We start from the raw sequence: 23,203 nt of genomic DNA on the forward strand, positions 1-23,203 counted from the left end.
GCTCCGGGAGCCCACCGACGGCACAGACCCGCTTACGGCACGAAGGAAGGACCGGCCGTGGTGCAGCACCGAGCGAGTGACCCCGCCATGCCGACGATGCGTGACGTCGCCGCCCGTGCCAAGGTCAGTGCGATGACCGTCTCCCGGGTCCTCAAGGACGATCCCGGCGTCACCGAAGCCACCCGGGAGCGGGTGCTGAGCGCGGTCGACGCGCTCGGCTACCGGCGCAACGAGACCGCCCGCCGGCTACGGGTCGGCGGGAGCGGGATGATCGGTCTGGTCGTCACCAACCTGGCCAACCCCTTCTACTCACGGCTGGCGCTTGGCGTCCAGGAAGTGGCCTACGAACACGGTCTCAGGGTCCTGCTCGCCAACACCGCCGAAGAGGTCGACCGTGAACGGGGGCTGGTGGAGGACCTGGCATCCCGCCAGGTCGACGGGATGATCGTGGTGCCGGCGGGCGGAAGCCACCGCCACCTGGCACCGGCAGCGCTGCGCGGGATGCCGATCGTCCTCGCCTCCCGGCCCCCGGCGGGAATGGACGCCGACTGCGTACTGGTGGACGACTTCGGCGGGGCAGAGGCGGCCACCGGCCGGCTGATCGAGGACGGCCACCGGCGGATCGGGTTCCTGGGCAACCCGCCCGCGCTCTACACGGGCGCCGAACGCTTCCGTGGCTACTGGGCCGCCCATGAGGCGGCCGGCCTGGAGCCGGACGAACGCCACGTCCGCCGCGGACTGGCCGATGTGGCCACCGCGGAGCGCGCGGCCGCCGCCCTGCTGCGAGAGCCTGACGCCCCCACCGCCCTCTTCTGCACGAACAACCGGCTGACCCAGGGCGCCATCAGGGCAGTCCGCACCCTCGACGTCCCGGTCTCCCTGGCCGGTTTCGACGACTTCGACCTCGCGGACGTACTCGGGCTCCCGCTGACGATCGCGTCCTACGACGCCGACGAGATCGGGCGCAGAGCCGGCCAGATGCTCATCGACCGCATCAACGCCGGCCCCGGCAACCCGCTGCCCGCACGGCGCTCCGTGGTCCCCACCGAAGTCATCCGGTACGGGACCGACCGACCGTAACCCCCGCACCGTCCGCCGTCCCCGGGACGCGCCGCCACCCGGACGCCGGGCGGGCCGAAGCCGCCCACCGCGCGGAACTTTCGATGGAGTCCCCATGCACGACGACCGCACGCTGACCGAACGCCGGCTCACCCGGGTGCTCGACCAGCGTCTCAGGCCCGCAGTCCACAGCCGCTCCCTCCCGCTGGAGGTGAGCGCCCATCACGTCCACGGTGAACCCGTCCCGGTGGCCGAGGGCATCGCCGGACTTTACGAGCCGGTCGGCACCGGCGAGTGCTGGGGCCCGGCCTGGTCCACCAGCTGGTTCAGGGTCCGTGGCACCGTCCCCACCGAGTGGGCGGGGGAACGGGTCGAAGCAGTGCTCGACCTCGGCTTCGGCGTCACCCAGCCCGGCTTCTCCGCCGAAGGGCTCGTGCACCGGGCCGACGGCACGCCGGTGAAGGCCCTCAACCCGCGCAACACATGGCTGCTCGTCGCCGAACGGGCACAGGGAGGTGAGGAGTTCGAGTTCCACATCGAGGCCGCCGCCAACCCGCTGATCTTCGACTTCGACGCCGCCGGCGACCCCTTCGTCCCCACCCGGGCCGGGGATGTCGCCCCATGGCTGGGCGCCGCCGGGCGCACCGGGCCCCCCGGCGAACCCCTCTACCGGCTGGCCCGGACGGATCTCGCCGTCTTCGACGAGACGGTCTGGGAGCTCGTACAGGACCTCGACGTGCTGTCCGGGCTCATGCACCAACTGCCCGAGGACTCCAACCGGCGCGCCCAGATCCGGCACACGGTGGGCAAGGCCCTCGACGTGATCGACCTCCAGGACATCAGCGGTACCGCCGGGCAGGCCAGGACCGTGCTGGTCCCCGCGCTCTCGGCACCCGCGCACGCGGGCGCCCACCGCATCTCGGCCGTCGGCCACGCCCACATCGACACGGCCTGGCTCTGGCCGGTACGCGAAACGGTCCGCAAGGCGGCCCGCACCGTCTCGAACGTGACCGCACTGATGGACGACCACCCCGACTTCCGCTTCGTCATGTCGCAGGCCCAGCAACTGGCCTGGCTCAAGGAACAGCGCCCCGAGGTGTATGCCCGGGTGCTGGAGAAAGCGGCGACCGGGCAGTTCCTGCCCACCGGCAGTCTCTGGGTCGAGCCCGACACCAACCTCTCCGGCGGCGAGTCCCTGGTCCGCCAGTTCGTCCACGGCAAGCGTTTCTACCTGGAGGAGTTCGGCGTCGAGACACGCGACATGTGGCTTCCGGACACCTTCGGCTACAACGCCGCGCTGCCCCAGCTCATGAAGCTCGCCGGCATCGACTGGTTCCTCACGCAGAAGATCTCCTGGAACACCACGAACGCGTTCCCGCACCACACCTTCTGGTGGGAGGGCATCGACGGTTCCCGGATCTTCAGCCACTTCCCGCCCGTCGACTCCTACAACGGCGACCTCTCCGGCGGCGACATCGGCCACACCGAACGCAACTTCCGCGACAAGGGAGCCGCCAACCGCTCCCTGGTGCCGTTCGGCTACGGCGACGGCGGGGGAGGCCCCACCCGCGAGATGCTGGCACGCGCCGAGCGGCTGTCGGACCTGGAGGGCTCCGCGAAGGTCGCGATGGAGGGCCCCGTCGACTTCTTCACCAAGGCCCACGAGGAGTACCCGGACGCGCCGGTCTGGGTCGGCGAGCTCTACCTGGAACTCCACCGGGGAACCCTCACCAGCCAGCTCGCCACCAAACAGGGGAACCGACGCAGCGAACACCTGCTGCGGGAGGCGGAGCTGTGGTCGGCCACCGCCTCGGTACGCACCGGCGAGCCGTATCCGTACGCGGCGCTCGACCGCGTCTGGAAGACCGTTCTGCTCCACCAGTTCCACGACATCCTGCCCGGCTCCTCCATCGCCTGGGTGCACCGGGAAACGGAGCAGGCGCACCGAGAGGTCGCGCGGGAACTGAACGAGATCATCGACACCGCCCAGCGCGCCCTGGCCGGTCCGGCCGACGCGAACGGCGCCGTCACCGTCTTCAACGCCGCCCCGCACAACCGCGACGGGGTACCGGCACTCGGTGCCGCCCCCCGCACCGCACCTGTACGGACCACACCCGTGCGAACAGGACCGGACGGCAGCCTGGTCCTGGACAACGGACTGGTGCGGATCACGGTCGATGCCCGTGGCCTGATCACGTCGGCGTACGACCTGACGGCCGGGCGCGAAGCGCTCGCCCCCGGGGCCGTGGGCAACCTGCTCCAACTGCACCAGGACTTCCCCAACCAGTGGGACGCCTGGGACATCGACGCGTTCTACCGCAACACAGTCCAGGACCTGACCCGGGCCGACGGCGTGACGGCCCGCGGCGACGCCATCGAGATCGTGCGGAGCGTCAACCGGTCGAGCATCCGCCAGGTGCTGACGCTGAGGGAAGGCGCCCGCCGACTCGACATCGACACCGCCGTCGACTGGCGGGAGCGCGAGAAGATCCTCAAGGCATCCTTCCCCTTCGACCTCCGGGCCGGGCACTCCACCAGCGAGATCCCCTTCGGCCACGTCCAGCGGCCCACCCACACCAACACCAGCTGGGACGCGGCCCGTTTCGAGATGTGCGCCCACCGTTTCCTGCATGTCGCGGAGCCGGGCTGGGGCGCGGCCCTGGTCAACGACTCCACCTACGGCCACGACGTCACCCACGACGTGCGTCCCGACGGGGGCACGACGACCACCGTCAGGCTGTCGCTCCTGCGCGCCCCGCTCTTCCCGGACCCGGACACCGACCAGGGGGAACACCGGCTGCGCTACGGCCTGGTGATCGGCGCGGACATCGGGGACGCAGTCCGTGAGGGCTACCGCTTCAACCTGGCGGAACGCACCGTCACCGGCAAGGCCGTCGTCGCCCCGCTGGCCGGGACCGACCACAGCGGTGTCGTGATCGAAGCAGTCAAGCTGGCGGACGACCGCTCGGGGGACGTGATCGTGCGCCTCTACGAGTCGCTCGGCGGGCGCGCCACGACGGTTCTGCGCACAGGATTCCCCTTGCGCACCGCCACCGTGACCGACCTGCTCGAACGGCCGCTGACCGACGGCCCCGTCCTGCCCGTCACCGCCGACGGAGTACCGCTCGTGCTGCGCCCGTTCCAGATCGTGACGGTCCGGCTGACCCCTTCCGCGTGAGCGAGCCCTGGACCCGCACGTGCGCATGATCGGCGGCGGGGCGCTACGGCGTGGCGCCCCGCCGCCGTCACCGGCCCGCAACCGCGGCCGGTTCCGTCGTCACCGCCTCCCGCGGTGACGACGGAGTCGGGTGCGTGATCAGCCGGGCAGGACCCACTTCTGGTTGGCGCCGGCGTGGCACGACCAGAGGTGGACCTTGGTCCCGTCGGCCGAGGAGGCGCCCGACGCGTCCAGGCACTTGCCCGACTGCGGGTTCCTCAGCGTGCTGTCGGCCTGCGGCACCCACTTCTGGGCGCCGGAGCCGTTGCAGCCGTAGAGCTGGATCTTCGTGCCGTCGGCCGTGGCACCCCCGCTGATGTCCAGGCACTTGCCGAGCGCGCGCAGCGTCTGGTCCGTTCCGGCCGTCCACTTCTGGGCCGCCGACCCGTTGCAGGTCCACAGCTGGATCTGCGTACCGTCAGCGCTCGCGCCGCCGGCGACATCGAGGCACTTGCCACCTACGCCCGTGACCGCGCCCTCCTTGGGTCCGGTCGTGGCGCCGAGTTCCTTGATGCGGACGTTGCGGAACGAGACGTCGTCGCCCGTGCCGTGGTTCTGCAGGCCGATGTGGCCCTGCTGGAGGCTGCGCACGGGATCGGTGTTGGTGAAGTCGTTGATCCTTCGGCCGTTGAGGAAGAGCTGGAGGCGTTCGCCCTCGACCCGGATCTCGTAGGTGTTCCACTCGCCCGGCGGGTTGAGAGCCGCGTCGCGGGTGGAAAGGTCGGCCGACTTGAAGCCGTAGACGGACCCCGTGGTGCGGTCGGGGGAGTCCGTCGCGTCGATCTGGATCTCGTATCCCTTGTCGACGGCCGACCACGGGTCGTCCGAGGCCGGAAAGCCCACGAACACACCGGAGTTGTCGTCACCGGCCTGCCGCCAGTCGAGCTTCAGGGAGTACGCCTTGTACTCCTTGGCCTGGTACCACAGCAGGCCGAGACCGCCCTGGGAGGTGAGGGTGGCGTCCGAATCGATGAAGGAACCGGGTCCGGCCTGCCTCCATCCGGCGGTGCCCGAGGTTCCGTACAGAGGCGTGTAGCCCGTCTCCGGACCGCAGTCGGCCTCCGTCATCCGTGATGCCCAGCGCAGGCCCCCGAGCAGATGGCGGCGGAAGGCCGGATCGGTGTACGAGTCCTCGGTGTGGCCGCCGCCCGTGTAGAAGGCACGCCCGCCCTGGTAGTCCTTGCACCAGGCGATCGGGTGATCGCCGCCCATCGTGCCGCCGCTGTACGTGGACTCGTCGAGCGAGGCCAGGACGTGCGCGGTGGTCCGGGGGTTGGTGCGGTAGTCGTACCACTCGTCGGTCCGCTGCCAGGTGGGGCCGAGGTGGGCGGTGGCGTCGTGGGCGCGGTCCTCGACCCTGACCGTGGCCGGCTGGATCTGCGGGTGGGACTTGAACAGCGCCCCGGCGAGGCCGCTGTACCAGGCCCAGTCGTACTCGGTGTCGGCCGCCGCGTGGATGCCGACGTAGCCTCCTCCGCCGGTGATGTAGCCCTCGAAGGCGGTCTGCTGCGCGCTGTTGAGCACGTCGCCGGTGGTGGAGAGGAAGACGACGGCCTCGTAACCGGCCAGGCCGGCGGTGGTGAAGGCGGCCGCGTCCTCGGTCGCGGTCACGGTGAAGTTGTTGGCGGCGCCCAGCTCGCGCAGGGCGGTGACGCCTTCGTCGATGGAGGAGTGGCGGAATCCGGCGGTCTTGGAGAAGACCAGGACGTCGTACCGCGGGTCGGCGGCGGCGGCAGCGGCGGAGAGTCCTGCGGGGGCGGATGATCCGGCTTCGGAGGCGGCCGTGGAGACCGCCGTGGGCAGGGCGGCCGTGGCGAGCAGGGCGCACGCGGCCCAGGCGGCGACGCGCCCGTGCAGTCGGCTCATGGCAGGATCCACTTCTGGTTGGCACCGGAGTTGCAGGTCCACAGGTGGAGCTTGGTGCGGTCGGCCGAAGAGCCACCGGCCGCGTCGAGGCACTTGCCGGACACCGGGTTCTTCAGTGTGCCGTCGGTCTGCGGCGCCCACTTCTGGGCTCCGGTGCCGTTGCAGCCGTAGAGCTGGACCTTGGTGCCGTCGGCCGTGGCACCCCCGCTGATGTCCAGGCACTTGCCGAGCGCGCGCAGCGTCTGGTCCGTCCCGACCGTCCAGCTCTGGGCGGGCGTCCCGTTGCAGCCGTAGAGCTGGATCTGCGTCCCGTCGGCCGTGGCCCCGGCTGCGACGTCGACGCACTTGCCGCCGATCCCCTTGATCTCGCCGGTCCGGGCGGGCTGCGCACTCGTGGTGACGGTGAAGTCGTCGACGTCGAAGAGGGATCCGCTGCCCCCCTTGAAGACGAGGTGGAGCGTGGTGGTGCCTGCCGGACGGGCGGTGAGGTTCGTGGACACGTCCTGGAAGGACTCCCAGCCTCCGGTGGCGGGGACGGCCGCCGATCCGAGCAGGGTGCCGGTGGGCGAGCCCGCTCGTAGTTCCAGGGTCCCTCCGGCGCCACCGGAGGCGATGCGGGCCGTCAGTCCGGTGACGTCGGCGAGGAGGTACGGCTTGAACGAGATCCAGTCGCCGTTCTCGATGTAGCCGACCGCCTTCCCGCCGTGCGCCGCGGCCTTGTCGACGATCGTGACACCGGCGGAGTCCCCGAAGTGCTCGGCCTGGCGCTGGCTGCCCTGGCTGAGGTTCTGGTCATGGGTGGTCAGGGCCGGCTGCCCGTTCGCCCCCTTGTCGGTGTACTCGGCGTCCCAGACGCCGAAGATGTTGGCGTTGGGATCGTGTTCACCGTCCGCGATGGTCTGCACGGTCCCGGAGCAACCGGTGGCGGACGTCTGCGGGTGGCCGTGGCTGTCGTGGCCGATGATGAAGGTGACCTTCACCTTGGAGCAGTCGATCGTTCCGTCCTCGGGGTCGGTGACGGTGACCTTGAAGGGCACGGCGGCACCGGGATCGATCACGGAGCCGTCGACGGGCAGTTCGAGGGTGACGCTGGGCGCCGTGTTGCCGACGGTGATGATCACCGACGCCGTCGCGGTCTTCCCGGTGCCGTCGGAGACCGTCAGCTCCGCGGTCCAACGCCCGTTCGAGGAGTAGGTGTGGGAGGGGGAAGCGCTGGTCGAGGTTGTGCCGTCACCGAACTTCCAGGCGTACGTCAGAGGGTCGCCGTCGGGGTCGGAGCTGCCCGCCGAGGAGAACTTCACCGCGAGCGGGGCGCCGCCGGAGGTGCGGTCGGCGGCAGCCTTGGCGAGCGGTGACCGCCCGCCGGTGATGTGCTCGATGCGGTAGACGGCGCTGTTCGCGTCCCCGTTGAAGTAGCCCGTGCCGTAGTCGAGCACGTAGAGGGCGCCGTCCGGCCCGAAGGCCGAGTCCATGACCTGGGTGCCCTGCCAGGGGAAGGCGTTGATCGACTGGACGGTGCCGTCGGTGCCCTGCTCGATACGCTTGATCCACTTGCGGCCGAACTCGCCGGCGAAGAAGTCCCCGTCGTAGCTCTGGGGGAACTTGACGTCCGAGGCCAGGCCCGCGTCGTAGCGGTAGACGGGCCCGCCCATGGGTGACTCCGAACCGCTGCCGAACTCGGGGACCGATCCGCCGTCGTAGGGGATCCAGGCGGCCTGGGCCGGAGGCAGGTCGGTCAGGCCGGTGTTGTGGGGCGAGGTGTTCCTCGGGGCGGAGCAGGAGAAGGCGGCTCCGGACGTCGAGGTGGCGAAGTCGTAGTCGACGTACGCGTTGTTCTTGCCCGTGCAGTAGGGCCAGCCGTAGTTGCCGGCCTTGGTGATGCGGTTGAACTCGACCTGCCCGGCGGGCCCGCGGCCCGCGCTCGCGGTGCCGGCGTCCGGGCCGTAGTCACCGACGTAGACGGTGCCGGTCGGCTTGTCGACGCTCATGCGGAAGGGGTTGCGGAACCCCATGGCGTAGATCTCGGGCCTGGTCTTCGCCGTTCCCGGCGCGAACAGGTTCCCTGACGGGATGGAGTAGTCGCCCGCGGCGTTCACCTTGATGCGCAGGACCTTGCCGCGCAGGTCATTGGTGTTGCCTGCCGAACGCTGGGCGTCGTAGGCGGGGTTGCGGCCCGACCGCTCGTCGATGGGGGTGAACCCGTCGGAGGCGAAGGGATTGCTGTCGTCACCCGTGGAGAGGTACAGGTTGCCCTGGGCGTCGAAGTCGATGTCCCCACCGACGTGACAGCAGAGACCGCGGCTCGCGGGGACGTCCAGGACCTTCTTCTCGGACGCGGTGTCCAGGGTTCCGTCGGTCCTGAGGACGAATCGTGAGAGCCGGTTGACGCCGTCGAACGGCGCGAAGTCGGCGGCCGACCCGTTGGCGGGGGCGTCCCCCGCGGGAGTCGAGAGCACCGGGGCGTAGTAGAGGTAGACGAAGCGGTTGCTGGTGAAGCCGGGGTCGACGCCGACGCCCTGCAGGCCCTCCTCGTCGTGGGAGTACACGTCGAGGCGCCCGGAGACCTTGGTGGTGCCGGCCGCGTCGGTGAGGCGCAGGGTGCCGTCCCGTGAGGTGTGCAGGACGGACCTGTCGGGCAGGACGGCGAGCGTCATCGGCTCACCGGTCTCCGCCACTCCCTTGGCCAGGGTGACCTGCTGGAACTCCTCGGCCGCCACGGGGGCGGCTTCCACCGGTCTCTGCTGGGCGGTGAGGGCGCCCGCGGTGACGGCTAAGGTGCACGCCAGGGCCGCGAGAGGTCTGATGAGTTTCCTGTGCACGCGAATCCTCCGTGTGGAGACGGGGTCGGGGTGGAGCACAGGCGCGCGCCGTCGCGCCAGGAGCCGGGCGCCCCAGGGGGAGGAGGGCACTCGGTCCTTGTCGTCCGGTTCAGATCAGGAAAGTAATGGCTTTTGCGGCGTCCAGATAGACCTTTGACGCATCGGTCCTCAACTTTTTCTAGTGGAGGGACAAAGAGACCGGGTGAGGGCTCGGGGTGACGGGGTCCCGCTGCGGCCCGGAAGGCGGGTCTGCCCCGGGACGCGGGGCGAGCCCGTATCCGGTTGACGCGCCGTCAGGTCCTCGTGTGCTCCGGTCTCGACGGGCACGGACCGCGCGGCGGGTGTGCGGGCTTCGGGCGGCGCGGTTCATATGCGGGGTGGCAGGATGTCCCGGTGTCCGACTCTCTGTGTGCATCGTGGCTGCGCGGCATCGCCTTCAATCCGGCGGCGCCCCCGGACGTCCTGGAACGCCTGATGGACCGAGCGGCCGGTGAGGCCGGCCTGCTGATGTGCGAGCGCCGTGACCTGCCCGACGCCGTCATCGACGCAGCCGTCCGCCATCCGCTCGAGGAGATCCGCCGTGCTCTCGCCGGCAACCGCCACGTCGACCCCTCGCGCCTCGCCCCGTTGGCGACGGATCGGTCCGGGCTCGTCCGCGCGCGGCTGGCCGGCGGCACTCGCCCCCACCCCCGCCGGGTGAGGCCGTTGCCGGACGACATCCTCGTGACCCTCTTGACCGCCCGGGACGGAGGTGAGGACGGCAAGGTCAGCGAGCGCGACATCGTGTCCGAACTCATTTCCTCCCGGCAGATCCCGCTGTTCTTCTTCACCGCCATGGCCGGGCACGAACACCCCGGACTCCGCATGCGTGCCGCCTGGGAGTGGCAGTCGCTCTCGGCCGCACAGCGGGAGGCATTGCTCCATGACCCCGACGCTGTGGTGCGGGAGGCGGCGCGGGAGAGTAGCTGGGAGCTCGACCCGGATGCGGTGGACGCCAGGCTGCCGTCCATCCGCTCGCTCAGCAGCGTGCTCGGCAGGTGTGTTCTGTCCCCCGCGCTCGTCGAGCAGTGCTTCGCGGACGGCACGGTGCACCCCCTGACCTGGAACCCGCACACCCCGGCCGATGCCGTCGCCCGGCTCGCAACTCACCCCGAGGCGAAGGTCCGAGCGATGGTCGCCGCCCGGCCCGACGTGGGACCGGGCCTGATGGCGGAGCTCAGGGAGGACCCGGAAGAGGTCGTGCGGGCAAGCGCACGTCTGCACCCCTTCCGCCGCACCTGGGCCGAGTACGAGGCGATCCGCTGGATCATCGAGCATGGTCCTGACTGCACCTGCCCGATCGCCGAGCGGAGCAGCAGGCCGGCAACGGAGCCGCATGCTGATCCGGCCACCGGGCCGTCGGCCGACTGGTTCGCCGCCTGTGCGGTGTCCGAGGAGCGGGTGCTCCGCCGGGTTGCGGCGAGTTGGCGGGGGCTGCCGGCGGAACTCGTCGAGACACTCGCGCAGGACGACGACGAGGAGGTGAGGATCCGGCTGGCCTGTCGCCACCCGCTGGCTCCGGACCACCTCCTCCGTGACGTCTTCGTCACTCGCCCGGTCCACCGTCCGCACCTGCTGACCCTGCCCGCGTTCCCCCGTACGGGCTGGGCCCACCTCGTCGAGGACCCGGATCCAGAGGTGCGGGCTCTGGCCGCCGCCGATCCCGCCCTGCCCGACCCCCCGGTGGCGGACCCCGACGCGTCGGTGCGCCGGGCGGCGGCCGGCAATCCGGTCCTGTCACCGGAAGCCCTGGAGGCTCTCCTCGCCGACCCACGGACCGCCGAGGGCGCTGCGGCCAACCCGGCCCTCCCTGTTCCGCGCATGCACGCACTCCTCGACCACTGCCTGAACGGGATCGCCACCCCGCCGGCGGCCGTCCGGCCCTGAGGTCCCCTTCGTCTCAGGTCTCGTACGCCGGACGGCTGTCGTCCTGTGGTGGTGGCAGCGGTCGGCGGTCCTTGATCGTGGATGCGGCGCCGGCGCAACCGGACGAGCTTCTGTCCCGGAGTGCCGCGCCGTCGGGTCGCTGGTCGGTGACAGGCCGCCCTACGGTGTGCGGACGGCGTCGCTGCCGTACAACTCCCGGGTGAACGCGGAGACATCCGCGCTTCGATCGCTTCCGTCGAGGTTGTACGTCAGAAAGACGCCGTACCCCTCGCTGACCGTGCGGCGCGCGAGGTCGGCGGCCGTGCTCTGCGAGGTCCGGCCGATCTCGACGGCCGCGGGCGACAGCTTCGACTTGGGCAGGGCGATGCCGGGGACCTGCCAGGAGCCGTAGTACGGGTTCCAGGCGTAGTCGAACTTCGAGGAGATGTCGACACCGCCGTGGGAGAGGCGCGACGCGGCAGGGCCGATGTTGTAGAGGGTGATGATCTTGTCCGGCATGTCGCTGCGCAGCGCCGTCACCAGTTGCACGAACGAGCTCTCGTTGGGCTGGCCTGTGCCGTTGTTGCCGTACTCCGCGTACTCGTCGTCGAAATCGACGCCGTCGAGGCCGTACGTCGCCACGGCGTCGGACATCTCCTTCGCGAACGCCGAAGCCGGGTGTGAGTAGTCGGCGTACAGGAAATCCCGGCGAGAACGATCATGGTCGCCTAGCACACCTCGCAGAGGGTCTGCCCGGGTTCTCGGGAAGGTCGCTGGACGGACGTCGAGGCTGGCTACGTTCCGCTTCGTGCCGGTGGAATTTCTGACTGATGAGCAGGCCGAGGCGTACGGGGCGTTCACCGATGTGCCCACGCGCCCGGAGCTGGAGCGCTTCTTCTTTCCTCGACGAGGACGACCGCGACCTGATCGCGTTGCGGCGTACGGACACGCACCGCCTTGGCGTGGCCGTGCAGATCTGCACGGTTCGTTATGTCGGTCGGTTCCTTGGCGAGGACCCCCTTGCGGTGCCGTGGGAGGCCGTGGAGTACCTGGCCGGGCAGCTCGGCATTGAGGACGCCTCGTGTGTGAAGCGGTACCCGGAGCGCCGGTCGACGGTGTACGAGCACGCGGCGGAAATCCAGGAGCGGTTCGCGTACCGGGACTTCACTGATGGGCGGTGGGGCCGGGAGTTCCGCGGCTTCCTGTACGGGCGGGCGTGGACGCACGCCGAGGGGCCGGTGGCCCTCTTCAATCACGCGGTGACGTGGCTGCGGAAGAACCGGGTGTTGCTGCCCGGGGTCTCGGTGCTGGCCCGGCAGGTGTCGGAGGCCCGCACGGTCGCTGAGCGGCGCCTCTATGAGGCGGTGGCCCGTGCCGCGCACCGGGCTGATCCCGCGCTCGCACCGGCGCTGGCGGAGCTTTTGGTGGTGCCGGAGGGGAAGCGGGTCTCGGAGCTGGAGCGGCTGCGTACGCCGCCGACGAAGTCGACGGGCACCGCGATGGTGCGGGCCATGGAACGGGTCGAGGAGATCTCCGCGTTCGCGCTGGGGCGGGTGAACCTGTCGCGGGTGCCGGTGAACCGGCTGTCCACGCTGGCCCGGTACGGGCAGCTGAGCAAGGCGCAGACGATCGAGCGGGCGCCGGAGCCGCGCCGGACCGCTCTGTTGACGGCGGTGGTGCGCCAGCTGGAGGCTCACGCGGTCGATGACGCTCTGGACCTGTTCGCGGTGCTGATGGCGAACCGGCTGATCAGCCCTGCCCGGCGGGCCTCGGAGCGGGAGCGTCTTGCGATGCTGCCGCAGCTGGAGAAGGCGGCCCGCATTCTGGCGAAGGCGTCGAAGATCCTTACCGAGGAACTGGACCTGGTTGCCGAGGCGGACGCGGACCTGGACGTGGCCGCGCTGTGGGCGGCAGTTGAGGAAGCCGTGCCGCGTACGGCGGTGGCCGGGGCGGTCGCGACCGTCGAGGCCCTGGTGCCCGAGGAGGACGGGTCGGCCGAGGCGGCGATGCGCGAGAAGCTGGCCCTGCGCTACAACACCGTGCGCCCCTTCTTGTCCCTGCTGGGCGAGTCGGACGCCTTGGACGCGGCCCCGGCGGGGCGGCGCCTGCTGAAGGCGGTGCGCCGGCTGCCCGCGCTCGCGCGCCGGAGGGTGAAGGACCGGCCGCTGCTGCCGCGGGAGGTGGACGCCGAGTTGGTGCCCGCGATGTGGAAGCGAGCGGTGTTCTCCAACACCAAGTTGCTCCAGGGGGCGGTCGACCGGGACGCGTACGTGGTGTGCGTACTGGAGCAGCTGCACCGCGCTTTGAACCGGCGCGACGTGTTCGCCGCTCCCTCGAACCGATGGGCGGATCCGCGCGCGAGGCTGCTGGACGGGCCCCGATGGGAAGCGATGCGCGGGGACGTCCTGGCGGGCCTGTCCCTGACCGAGGACGCCGAGACGCACCTGGCCCAGCTCACCCGCGCCCTGGATGCGGCGTGGCGGCAGATGGCCGACCGGCTTGCTGAGGCAGGCGACGACGCGAAGGTGGAGGTCGTCGTCCCCGAGGGAGGCGGCCGGGCCCGCCTGTCGGTGGACAAGCTCGGCGCGGTGGGCGAGCCGGAGTCCCTGACCTGGCTGAAGGCCACGACGGAGGCCATGCTCCCGAGGATCGACCTGCCGGACCTGCTCTTCGAGGTCCACTCCTGGACCGGGTTTCTCGGCGCCTTCAAGCACGTCTCCGGCCGGCGCACCCGCATGGAGGAAGTACTCGTCTCCCTGGTGGCCCTGCTCGTCTCGCAGAGCTGCAACATCGGCCTGACCCCGGTCATCGACCCGCAGGACAAGGGGCTGAGCCGAACGAGGCTGTCCCATGTCGACCAGAACTACGTGCGCGCAGACACCCTCGCCGCGGCGAACGCCGCGTTGATCACGGCTCAGTCCCGCATCGAGCTGGCCCAGAGGTGGGGCGGTGGTCTGCTCGCGTCCGTCGATGGCCTGCGCTTCGTCGTCCCCGTGAAGAGCATCAACACCGGGCCCTCGCCCAAGTACTACGGCTACAAACGCGGTGTGACCTGGCTCAACGCCGTCAACGACCAGGTCGCTGGAATCGGCGCGATGGTCGTGCGCGGCACTCCGCGCGACAGCCTCTACACCCTGGACACCCTGCTGAATCTCGATGGCGGGGTGAAGCCGGAGATGGTGGCGACCGACAACGCGAGCTACAGCGACATGGCGTTTGGCCTGTACAAGATGCTCGGCTTCCGCTTCGCCCCGCGCTTCCGCGACCTGGCTGATCAGCGGTTCTGGCGGGCCGACCTGTCCGGCGGGGAGGCGACGGCCGACGGGTACGGGCCGCTGGAGGCCGTGGCCTGCAACAAGGTCAACCTCAAGCGGATCGCCACGCACTGGCCCGACATGCTCCGGGTCGCCGGGTCGCTCATCACCAACCAGGTCAGGGCGTACGACCTGCTGCGGATGTTCGGACGTGAGGGCCGCCCCTCTCCGCTCGGGGCGGCATTCGCCGAGTACGGGCGGATTGACAAGACCATGCACCTGCTCGCCCTGGTCGATCCGATGGACGACACGTACCGGCGGTTGATGAACCGGCAGCTCACCGTGCAGGAGTCCCGCCATCGGCTCGCCCGCGCGATCTGCCACGGTGGGCGGGGCCAGATCCGCCAGGCGTACCGGGAGGGTCAGGAGGACCAGCTCGCCGCCCTGGGTCTGGTCATCAACGCGGTGGTGCTCTGGAACACCCGCTATCTGGACGCTGCCGTGGCCCGGCTCCGCGCCGAGGGCCACGACCTCAAGGACGAGGACGTCGCCCGCCTCTCTCCGCTCAAGGACCGCCACATTAACTTCCTGGGCCGCTACCTGTTCGACATCAAGGCCAGCGGCCCCGGCCAGGGCCTGCGCCCCTTCCGTGACCCGGACGCGTCCGAGGACGGTGACGAGGACGGCGAGCAGCCGTGAGGTACCCGGCAGGAACGGTCACCTGGTGGGCAGCCCGATGCGTCGCAGCCATGTCTCGACTTCGGTGTCGGCGTCTTTGACCTTCTCGCCCTGGACAGAGAGGCCGGCGGCGATGGTTGCGCCGGGGCAGGAGGTGGCGTAGTCGCGTTCGGCGGTGCCCAGGCCGCTCATGGCGTAGGTGGTGACGGGGTGGACGGTCTTGCCGTGGAAGTCCAGCCCGTCGGTGAACGTGGTCATGATCATGGGTGCGCGGACGTTCCAGATCGGGCTGGCGAGCAGGATGGTGCCGTAGCCGGTCAGGTCGGGCAGGCGGTCCTTGATTGCCGGGCGGGCGTCGGTGTTCTGCTCTCGGACGTTGCGCTGGACGGTGGCGTCGTAGCTGTGGGGGTAGGGGTCGGCGGCCTCGATCCGGTAGAGGTCGCAGTCGATGAGGTCGTGGATCTTTCGGGCCAGGACCTCGGTGTTGCCGGTCTTCAGGTCGGTGCGGTCGCCGTAGTAGTAGTTCTCGCCCGGCCGGGAGAAGTAGGCGAGCAGGATCTTGCCGCGGGGCTTACGGGAGGGCTCGGGTGCCGTGGATGTCGTGGCCTGGCCGGACGTCTGCCGGTCGGGGTCGCGCATGCACGCGGCGAGGGCGGGGGTGGTCATGGCGGCGGCTCCGGTCAGCAGTGCGGCACGCAGGAGTGTGCGCCGCGCGGGCAGACGGTCGGTTCGGGTCACAGGTCAGCCCCCGGGGACGAAGGTTCGAGCAGGAGAGAGGGCGGCAGGCCATCGGTCTGCCGCCCTCTTGTGGCCGTGGCACCTGGGATCAGGCGTCGAGCCGGCGCTTGGCGAGCCAGGTGACCATCTCGGGATCGTGGTGGTCGAAGAACAGCGAGCTGCCGGTGTCGAGGGTGGCGATCTGGGCCATCTGCTCGTCGGTCAGGTCAAAGTCGAAGATGTCGAAGTTCTCGGCCATGCGCTCGGCGCGCACGGACTTGGGGATGGTGATGACGTCGCGCTGGGTGAGCCAGCGCAGCACGACCTGGGCGACGGACTTGCCGTGCTCCTTGCCGATGCTGGCGAGGAGCGGGTTGGTGAACAGGTCGTTCTTCCCCTCGGCGAAGCCGCCCCAGGACTGGTGCTGCACGCCGTGCTCGCGCATCAGGGCGTGGTAGTCGGCACGCTGGAAAAAGGGGTGGGTCTCGATCTGATTGACCGCGGGGGTGATCTCGTTGTTGACGATCAGGTCGATCAGGCGGTCGGGGTAGAAGTTGGCGACGCCGATCGCCCGGGTCAGGCCCTCGCGGTTGAGGGCTTCCATGGCGCGCCACTGGCCGTAGACGTCGCCGAAGGGCTGGTGCATCAGGTACAGGTCGAGGTGGTCCAGGCCCAGCTTGGTCAGCGAGGTCTCGAAGGCGCGGCGGGTGTTGTCCTGGGCGGGGGCGTCCTGGACCCACAGCTTGGTGGTGACGAACAGTTCCTCGCGCGGGATGCCGCTGGCCTTGATGGCACGGCCAACGGCTTCTTCGTTGCCGTAGGCGGCTGCGGTGTCCAGCAGCCGGTAGCCGGTGGCCAGCGCGTCGGACACGGTGCGTTCGGTGTCCTCGGCCGGGATCTGGTAGACGCCGAAGCCCAGGAGCGGCATCTCGACGCCGTTGTTCAGAGTGACGGTCTTCATCAGCGGGGTGTCCTTTGCGGTGCGGGTGCCGGTGGGGGCGCCGGTCGTGGTCAGGGGCGGATGAGCGCCTTGAGGACCTGGCGGTTGGCCATGGCCTGGTAGGCGTCCGGGGTCCGGTCGAGGGGGAAGGTCTGGTCGAAGACGCGGCCGGGGGTGATGGTGCCGTCCAGGACGTCGGGCAGGAGCTGCTCGATGTAGGCGCGGGCGGGGCTGGCTCCGCCGGTCAGAGTGATGTTGCGCATGAACTCGGCCGGGCCGAGCGGGCCCTGTTCGTACTGGGGCACGCCGAGGCGGCTGATGGTGCCGCCGTCCAGGACCGCTCCGAGGGCGGTGTCGAGGCTCTGGCGGGTGCCGACGGCCTCGATGACCTTGTCGACGCCGCCGGTCAGGTCGCGGATGCGGGCGATTGCTTCCTCGCCGCGCTCGGCGACCACGTGCGTGGCGCCGAAGTCACGGCCGAGATCTGTTCGGGCCGTATGGCGTCCCGCGAGGACGATCCGCTCGGCCCCGAGCCGCTTGGCAGCGATGACCGCGCACAGGCCGACCGCGCCGTCCCCGACGACGAGCACGGTGTCGCCGCGGCGGACGCCGGCGGTGACGGCGCCGTGGTGGCCGGTGGTCATGACGTCGGACAGGGCCAGGAGGGACGGCAGCAGCGCGGAGTCCGCGTCCACCGGGAGCTTGACCAGGGTGCCGGCGGCTTGTGGGACGCGGACGGCTTCGCCCTGGCCTCCATCGACTCCGTCGAAGCCGTACCGGCCACCGTGGCGGCAGGAGATGTGTAGGCCCTTGGCGCAGTAGTCGCAGGTGTTGTCGCTGTAGGTGAACGGGGCGACGACCAGGTCGCCTGCCGTCAGGCCGGTGACGTCCGCGCCGGTGTCCTCGACGACGCCGAGGAACTCGTGCCCCATGGGGCGGCCGGTGTCGGTGGGGGGCATGGAGGCGTAGGGCCAGAGGTCGCTGCCGCACACGCAGGACGCGACGACGCGGACGACCGCGTCGGTGGGCTGGTCGATCTTGGGGTCGGGCCGGTCTTCGACACGGACGTCGCCGGCGCCGTACATCACGGCTGCGCGCATGACGGTGTTACTCCAAACGGGGGGTGGGGGTGCGGGGCGTGGGGCCCCCGGCGGGGGTGGGGGTCAGCGCTCCAGCATCCGGGCTTGGGCCTCGGTGTGGGTGTCACCGGAGGCCGGCGGGAGGGCGGTCAGCGTCTCGATCTGCTGCGCGGTGAGGGTGACAGTGTCGGCGGCGGCGTTCTCCTCCACCCGGGACACGCGCTTGGTGCCGGGGATCGGGGCTATGTCGTCGCCCTGGGCCAGCAGCCAGGCCAGCGCCACCTGCCCCGGCGTCGCACCGACCTCGTCGGCCAGGGCCTTGACCTGATCGGCGAGGGCCAGGTTGCGCTGGAAGTTCTTGCCGGTGAAACGCGGGTTGTCGCGGCGGAAGTCGTTCTCGTCGAACTGGTCGGGGGAGCGCACCGTGCCGGTCAGCATCCCGCGGCCGAGCGGGGAGAACGGCACCAGGCCGATGTTCAGCTCCCGCAGTACGGGCAGCACCCGCTCCTCGATCCCCCGGGTGAACAGCGAGTACTCCGACTGCACCGCGGTGACCGGCTGAACTGCATGCGCGCGGCGGATCGTGTCCGGGCCCGCCTCCGAGAGCCCGAAGCCCCGCACCTTGCCCTCGGCGATCAGCTCACCGACGGCGCCCGCGGTCTCCTCGATTGGCGTGTTCGGGTCGACGCGGTGCTGGTAGTACAGGTCGATGTGATCGGTACCGAGCCGCTTCAGCGAGCCCTCGACAGCCGTGCGGATATTGGCTGGGGAGGAGTCCAGGTTCCACGCGCCGTCGCCGCCGTGCGAGACCAGGCCGAACTTCGTCGCGAGAACCACCTTGTCCCGGCGTCCCTGCAGGGCCCGGCCGAGCAGCTCCTCGTTGGTGTAGGGGCCGTAGATCTCGGCGGTGTCGATCAGGGTGACGCCCAGCTCCAGCGCCCGGTGCACGGTCCGGATCGACTCCGCATCATCGGTACCCGAGCCGGTGTAGCCGTGGGACATGCCCATCGCGCCCAGCCCGATCCGGGAAACCTCCAGGTCACGCAGCTTGATGTACCGCATCTCGCCCTCTTCCGATCATGGTGTTACCTGGTCTCTCACTCTCGCCCGGCCCGGCAGGTCGTGCCGGGTGAAACCCGGGCGGCGCGAGGGACCGGCGTCTTCCTCATCCACCTTTCCCCGGATTGCTCGGGTGTGGCAGGGCGGGCTCTTCGGGGGTAACGACAGGGCCCCCCTCCCGCCCGCACCGCGGGTGCCCGGCGGGTGAGACTGGAGTCATGACTTCGACGAGCGCACAGAGCGAGGGCGCCGAGCTGGGCCGCTACCTGCGTGCCCGCCGCACCCAGACCAGCCCCGAGCGCGTTGGCCTCACCGTCGGCGCCGGTATCCGCCGCACCCCGGGCCTGCGCCGTGAGGAGCTGGCCACCCTCGCCGGGATCAGCATCGACTACTACGTGCGCCTGGAACGCGGCAAGGAGACCCGCCCCAGCCCCGCCGTCCTCGACTCCCTCGCCCGCGCCCTGCACATGGACGACCAGGAGCACCAGCACCTGCGTGAGCTCGCGGCGCGTGCCGCCCGGTATGTCTCCGAGCCGCCGCCGGCACCGAGCCGCACAGTACGCCCCCACCTGAAACTGCTGCTGGAGTCGCTGCGCCCGAACCCCGCGTACGTCATCAGCCGCAGCATGGACATGCTCGCCTGGAACCCCGGCGGCCTCGCCCTGTACGCGGGACTCGACGACTGGCCGGCCAAGCACCGCAACCTCGCCCGCTACCTCTTCCTCCACCCGGCCGCGCGGAACCTGTTCCCCGACTGGGACCGGCAGATCACCGCCTGCGTCGCCCGGCTGCGCGCCGTCGCCGGAACCGCTCCCGACGCCCCGGACCTGACCAACCTCGTCGGCGAGCTCCTCCTCAAGAGCCCCGACTTCGCCCGGCTGTGGGAACGCTACGAGGTCACCGGCCGCAAGCCCGCACAAAAGACCTTCCAGCACCCCGGCGTCGGCACCCTCACGCTCACCGCCCAGTCCATGCAGCTGGAAGGCACCCCCGGCCAGCGCATCGGCGTCTACACCGCCGAACCCGGCACACCCGACCACGACGCCCTGCTCCTGCTCGACATGACCGCGCCCGCCGTCGCGCCCCAGCGGGAAGCCCCGCGTTCATCGACCTGACCGCTGTTCTCACAAACGGTCCTTTGCCCGAGCAAGATCAAAGGTGGCGGTCCGGGCCGCCTCCTGACTGCGGAGGCGACCTGCACGCCCTCGTGCCAGGTCTGGGATCGGCGACGATGCTGGGCGCTCGACGGCGGCCCCGAGCTGCGGGCCCGAAAGTGGTTGGCCGGACTAGAAGTAGGTGGGCAGGCGGGGGGTGTAGGGATCTTCCAGCGCGGCGATCTCGTCCTCGGTGAGCGTGAGGTCGAGCGCGGCGACGGCGTCGGTGAGGTGGTGGGTCTTGGTGGCGCCGACGATGGGCGCGGACTCGACGGGGTTCTTCAGGACCCACGCCAGCGCGACCTGGGCCATCGTGACATCGTGCGCGTCGGCGATCTTCTGGACGGCGTCGACGATTGCCTGGTCGGTGTCGACGAACAGAGGACGGCCGGCGAAGTCGGTGTCGGGGGTGGCCTTGGCCCGGACGGTTCCGCCCTGGCCCCAGGGGCGGGCGACGCGGCCCCCTGCCAGGGGACTCCAGGGGATGGAGCCGACACCGGAGTGCGCGAGCAGGCCGAACATCTCCCGCTCCTCCTCCCGCGCCAGCAGGCTGTACTGGTCCTGCATGGACACGAAGGGCGTCCAGCCATGGCTCTGCGCCACATGCTGCATGGTGGCGAACTGCCAGGCCCACATCGAGGAGGCTCCGAGGTAGCGAACCTTGCCGGCCTTGACGAGGTCGTGCAGGGCTTCCATCGTCTCCTCGACCGGGGTCTGCGGGTCGAAGCGGTGGATCTGGTAGAGGTCGACGTAGTCGGTGCCCAGCCGGATCAGGGATGCGTCGATCTGTTCCATCACGGCCTTGCGCGACAGGCCCGACCCGCCGGGTCCGTCGTGCATGGGGTTGAACAGCTTGGTGGCCAGGACGACGTCGTCGCGCTTGGTGTACTTCTTGATCGCGCGGCCCACGATCTCCTCGGAGGTGCCAAAGGCGTAGATGTTGGCGGTGTCCCAGAAGGTGATTCCGGACTCGACGGCCTGGCGGAAGATCGGTTCGGCGCCGTCGGCGTCCAGGGCCCATGGCATCTGCGAGGTGTCGCCGAAGCTCATGCATCCCAGGGCGATGCGGCTGATCTTCAGTCCGGAGGTGCCCAGACGGGTGTACTGCATGACGCGCTCCTCATCGTCGACGCAGCCGGCCTCCGCCGACTGCTTCATCATCGAGGCTAGGCAGGCATCGGTCGCGGTGGGAGATGCTGCCAGCACCCCTCAGCTGGGTAGGAACATGCCTGCTGACCAGGTACGGGCCGCCAAGGGCGCGGCGCTTACAGTCCGCCCGACGGGTGGCGTGGGGGGTGCCGCTGTGGGGGGTGCTGGCAGCATCTCCCACGTTCGCGGTGGGGCCCGTAGCGTGAAGAGCATGAACAACCGCAGCGAGGTACGGGATTTTCTGATCTCCCGCCGCGGCAAGGTCACCCCCGAGCAGGCGGGCCTCGTCGACCACGGCGGCACCCGCCGTGTGCCCGGCCTGCGGCGCAGCGAGGTGGCCGAGCTGGCCGGGGTGTCGGTGGGGTACTACACCCAGCTGGAGCGCGGCAACGTGCGCGGCGCCTCCGAGAGCGTTCTGGACGCCGTGGCCCGGGCGCTGCGGCTGGACGAGGCCGAGCGGGCGCACCTGTTCGACCTGGCGCGTGCGGCCAACAGCGGCACGGCCGTACGCCGCCGCCCGGCGGTCCAGCGGGTACGTCCGGGCATCCAGGCGATCTTGGACGGCCAGCTGTCCCCGGCTTATGTCACCAACGGCCTCGGGGACGTCATGGCCACCAACACGCTGGGCAAAGCCCTCCTGTCTCCGCTGTACGAGGACCCCGCCCGCCCGGTCAACGGCGCGCGGTTCCGCTTCCTGAACCCCCGCGCGGCCGGCTACTACCTCGACTGGGACGCCACCGGCCGCGACAGCGTCGCCGGGCTGCGCCTCATGGCAGGCAAGAACCCCTACGACAAGGCGCTGACCGACCTGATCGGCGAGCTGTGCACCCGCAGCGAGGAATTCCGCACCCGGTGGGCCACGCAGGACGTCCGGCTGCACCGCACGGGAGTCAAACGGCTTCACCACCCGGTCGTCGGTGACCTCGAACTCGCCTACGAAGCCCTGGAACTGCCCGCCGACGCGGGTCTCGTGCTGATCATCTGCACCGCCGAACCCGGCTCACCCAGCCGCCAGGCCCTCGACCTGCTCGCCAGCTGGGCCACCGCGCCGGACACGGTCGAGCCCGCTCAGGAACAACCGAGCGACCGCGGCCAGTAGCGCCCGGCCCACATCCCCCCGAAGCATCCGGCCCGCCCCGGCCACCGGCTGAGCACGGGCAACGAACCGCCCTTCCCACACGTGCCGGTGCGCACCCTTGCGCCCTTCAGCACCACCCCGAAAGGTTCACCATGTCCAAGATCCCCGATGTCACGCTGAACAACGGTGTCCAGATGCCGATCCTCGGCTTCGGCGTCTTCCAGGTCCCCGCCGAGGAGACCGAGCGGGTCGTCACCGACGCCCTCGCCGCCGGCTACCGCCACCTCGACACCGCCGCCTCCTACGGCAACGAAGAAGCCGTCGGCAAGGCCATCAAGGCCAGTGGCATCGCCCGCGACGAGCTGTTCATCACCACCAAAATGTGGGTCAACGAAAAGGGCGAAGAGGGCGCCAAAGCAGCCTTCGACACGTCCCTGCGCCTGCTCGGCCTCGACTACCTGGACCTGTACCTGATCCACCAGCCCTTCGGCGACTACTACAGCTCCTGGCGCGCCATGCAGGACCTCCACCGTCAGGGCCTGATCAAGGCAATCGGCGTGTCGAACTTCTACGCCGACCGCCTGGTCGACCTGATCGACCACAACGACATCACCCCCGCGGTCAACCAGATCGAGACCCACCCCTACTTCCAGCGCGCCGACGACCAGGCGCTCATGGTCGAGCGCGGCGTGCAGATCGAGTCGTGGGGTCCGCTGGCCGAAGGCCGCAACAACATCTTCAGCGACCCGACACTGAGCACCATCGCTGAGGCGCACGGCAAGTCCGTGGCCCAGGTAGCACTGCGCTGGCTGACCCAGCGCGGTGTCGTGGTGATCCCCAAGTCCTCGCGCCCCGAGCGCATGGCCGAGAACATCGCCGTCTTCGACTTCGAGCTGACCGGTGACGAGATGGACCGCATCGCCGCGATGGACACCGGAGCCAGCATCGTCATGGACCACCGCGACCCGCGGACGGTCAGCGCCGTCGGCGGGTACCGCCTGGGCTGAGAACCCTCTGCGTCTTCCCCTTCCGGACGCCGGCCCCCCGGGGGGGGGGGGGGGGGGGGGGGGGCGGGGGGCGGGGGGGGGGGGGGGGGGGGGGGGGGGGGGGGGGGGGGGGGGGGGGGGGGGGGGGGGGGGGGGGGGGGCCGCGGGTTCCGGCTCGGGCTCGGCGATGACCGCTGTGCACCGCCCCTCTCCCGCCACCGCGATGGAGGAGCCGCCGTCCCC

At 70.5% G+C, this 23,203-nt stretch carries 13 protein-coding genes and 2 pseudogenes; 7 read left to right on the forward strand and 8 right to left on the reverse strand.

Annotated elements, in window-relative coordinates:
• Positions 1-96 precede the first annotated feature (96 nt).
• Entirely contained in the window at positions 97-1,080 is a 984-nt protein-coding gene (locus ACIRJR_RS20945) for a LacI family DNA-binding transcriptional regulator (protein WP_403782877.1), read from the forward strand.
• A 94-nt stretch (positions 1,081-1,174) separates the two neighbouring features.
• A complete protein-coding gene (locus tag ACIRJR_RS20950; RefSeq protein ID WP_403782792.1) occupies positions 1,175-4,237 on the forward strand; it encodes an alpha-mannosidase in 3,063 nt (1,020 codons plus the stop codon).
• A gap of 138 nt (positions 4,238-4,375) precedes the next feature.
• On the opposite strand, the gene ACIRJR_RS20955 is transcribed toward ACIRJR_RS20950, so the two are convergent.
• Together ACIRJR_RS20955 and ACIRJR_RS20960 are read right to left on the reverse strand one after the other, a co-directional pair.
• A complete protein-coding gene (locus ACIRJR_RS20955) occupies positions 4,376-6,142 on the reverse strand; it encodes a ThuA domain-containing protein (RefSeq protein ID WP_403782795.1) in 1,767 nt (588 codons plus the stop codon).
• Complete coding sequence (locus ACIRJR_RS20960; protein WP_403782799.1) at positions 6,139-8,961, reverse strand: PQQ-dependent sugar dehydrogenase; 2,823 nt, start codon at positions 8,959-8,961, stop codon at positions 6,139-6,141. Before ACIRJR_RS20960 ends, ACIRJR_RS20955 begins: the two co-directional genes overlap by 4 nt.
• A gap of 393 nt (positions 8,962-9,354) precedes the next feature.
• Between ACIRJR_RS20960 and ACIRJR_RS20965 the strand changes: the two genes are divergently transcribed.
• Positions 9,355-10,887: a hypothetical protein gene (locus tag ACIRJR_RS20965; RefSeq protein WP_403782802.1), complete on the forward strand. Its 1,533-nt coding sequence runs from the start codon at positions 9,355-9,357 to the stop codon at positions 10,885-10,887.
• Between the two features lie 159 nt (positions 10,888-11,046).
• Here ACIRJR_RS20965 and ACIRJR_RS20970 read toward each other — a convergent pair.
• Positions 11,047-11,544, reverse strand: a pseudogene (locus tag ACIRJR_RS20970) (chitinase); the annotation flags it as partial.
• A gap of 130 nt (positions 11,545-11,674) precedes the next feature.
• Here ACIRJR_RS20970 and ACIRJR_RS20975 point away from each other — a divergent pair.
• A pseudogene (locus tag ACIRJR_RS20975) lies at positions 11,675-14,819 on the forward strand (Tn3 family transposase).
• An 18-nt stretch (positions 14,820-14,837) separates the two neighbouring features.
• Here the strand turns inward: ACIRJR_RS20975 and ACIRJR_RS20980 are convergent.
• From ACIRJR_RS20980 to ACIRJR_RS20995, 4 genes are all read right to left on the reverse strand, one after another.
• Positions 14,838-15,536 (reverse strand): flavodoxin, encoded by a 699-nt coding sequence (locus tag ACIRJR_RS20980; RefSeq protein WP_403782805.1) that lies wholly within the window; start codon positions 15,534-15,536, stop codon positions 14,838-14,840.
• Between the two features lie 88 nt (positions 15,537-15,624).
• Positions 15,625-16,476: an aldo/keto reductase gene (locus ACIRJR_RS20985; RefSeq protein WP_403782808.1), complete on the reverse strand. Its 852-nt coding sequence runs from the start codon at positions 16,474-16,476 to the stop codon at positions 15,625-15,627.
• 50 nt (positions 16,477-16,526) lie between these two features.
• Positions 16,527-17,555, reverse strand: coding sequence for a zinc-binding dehydrogenase (locus tag ACIRJR_RS20990; RefSeq protein ID WP_403782811.1), 1,029 nt, complete (start codon positions 17,553-17,555; stop codon positions 16,527-16,529).
• Positions 17,556-17,618: 63 nt separating this feature from the next.
• Positions 17,619-18,596, reverse strand: a complete 978-nt coding sequence (locus ACIRJR_RS20995) for an aldo/keto reductase (protein ID WP_403782817.1) — start codon at positions 18,594-18,596, stop codon at positions 17,619-17,621.
• A 215-nt stretch (positions 18,597-18,811) separates the two neighbouring features.
• Here ACIRJR_RS20995 and ACIRJR_RS21000 point away from each other — a divergent pair, with 215 nt between their 5' ends.
• Positions 18,812-19,708 (forward strand): helix-turn-helix transcriptional regulator, encoded by an 897-nt coding sequence (locus ACIRJR_RS21000; RefSeq protein ID WP_403782820.1) that lies wholly within the window; start codon positions 18,812-18,814, stop codon positions 19,706-19,708.
• A gap of 171 nt (positions 19,709-19,879) precedes the next feature.
• Here the strand turns inward: ACIRJR_RS21000 and ACIRJR_RS21005 are convergent, their stop codons facing one another.
• Complete coding sequence (locus ACIRJR_RS21005) at positions 19,880-20,857, reverse strand: aldo/keto reductase (protein ID WP_403782824.1); 978 nt, start codon at positions 20,855-20,857, stop codon at positions 19,880-19,882.
• Between the two features lie 250 nt (positions 20,858-21,107).
• On the opposite strand from ACIRJR_RS21005, the gene ACIRJR_RS21010 reads away from it, so the two are divergent.
• Positions 21,108-21,995, forward strand: a complete 888-nt coding sequence (locus ACIRJR_RS21010) for a helix-turn-helix transcriptional regulator (RefSeq protein WP_403782827.1) — start codon at positions 21,108-21,110, stop codon at positions 21,993-21,995.
• A gap of 140 nt (positions 21,996-22,135) precedes the next feature.
• Positions 22,136-22,981, forward strand: a complete 846-nt coding sequence (locus ACIRJR_RS21015) for an aldo/keto reductase (protein WP_403782880.1) — start codon at positions 22,136-22,138, stop codon at positions 22,979-22,981.
• Positions 22,982-23,203 lie beyond the last annotated feature (222 nt).

The organism is Streptomyces sp. NPDC102402 (genome assembly GCF_044765765.1).
GTDB lineage: Bacteria > Actinomycetota > Actinomycetes > Streptomycetales > Streptomycetaceae > Streptomyces.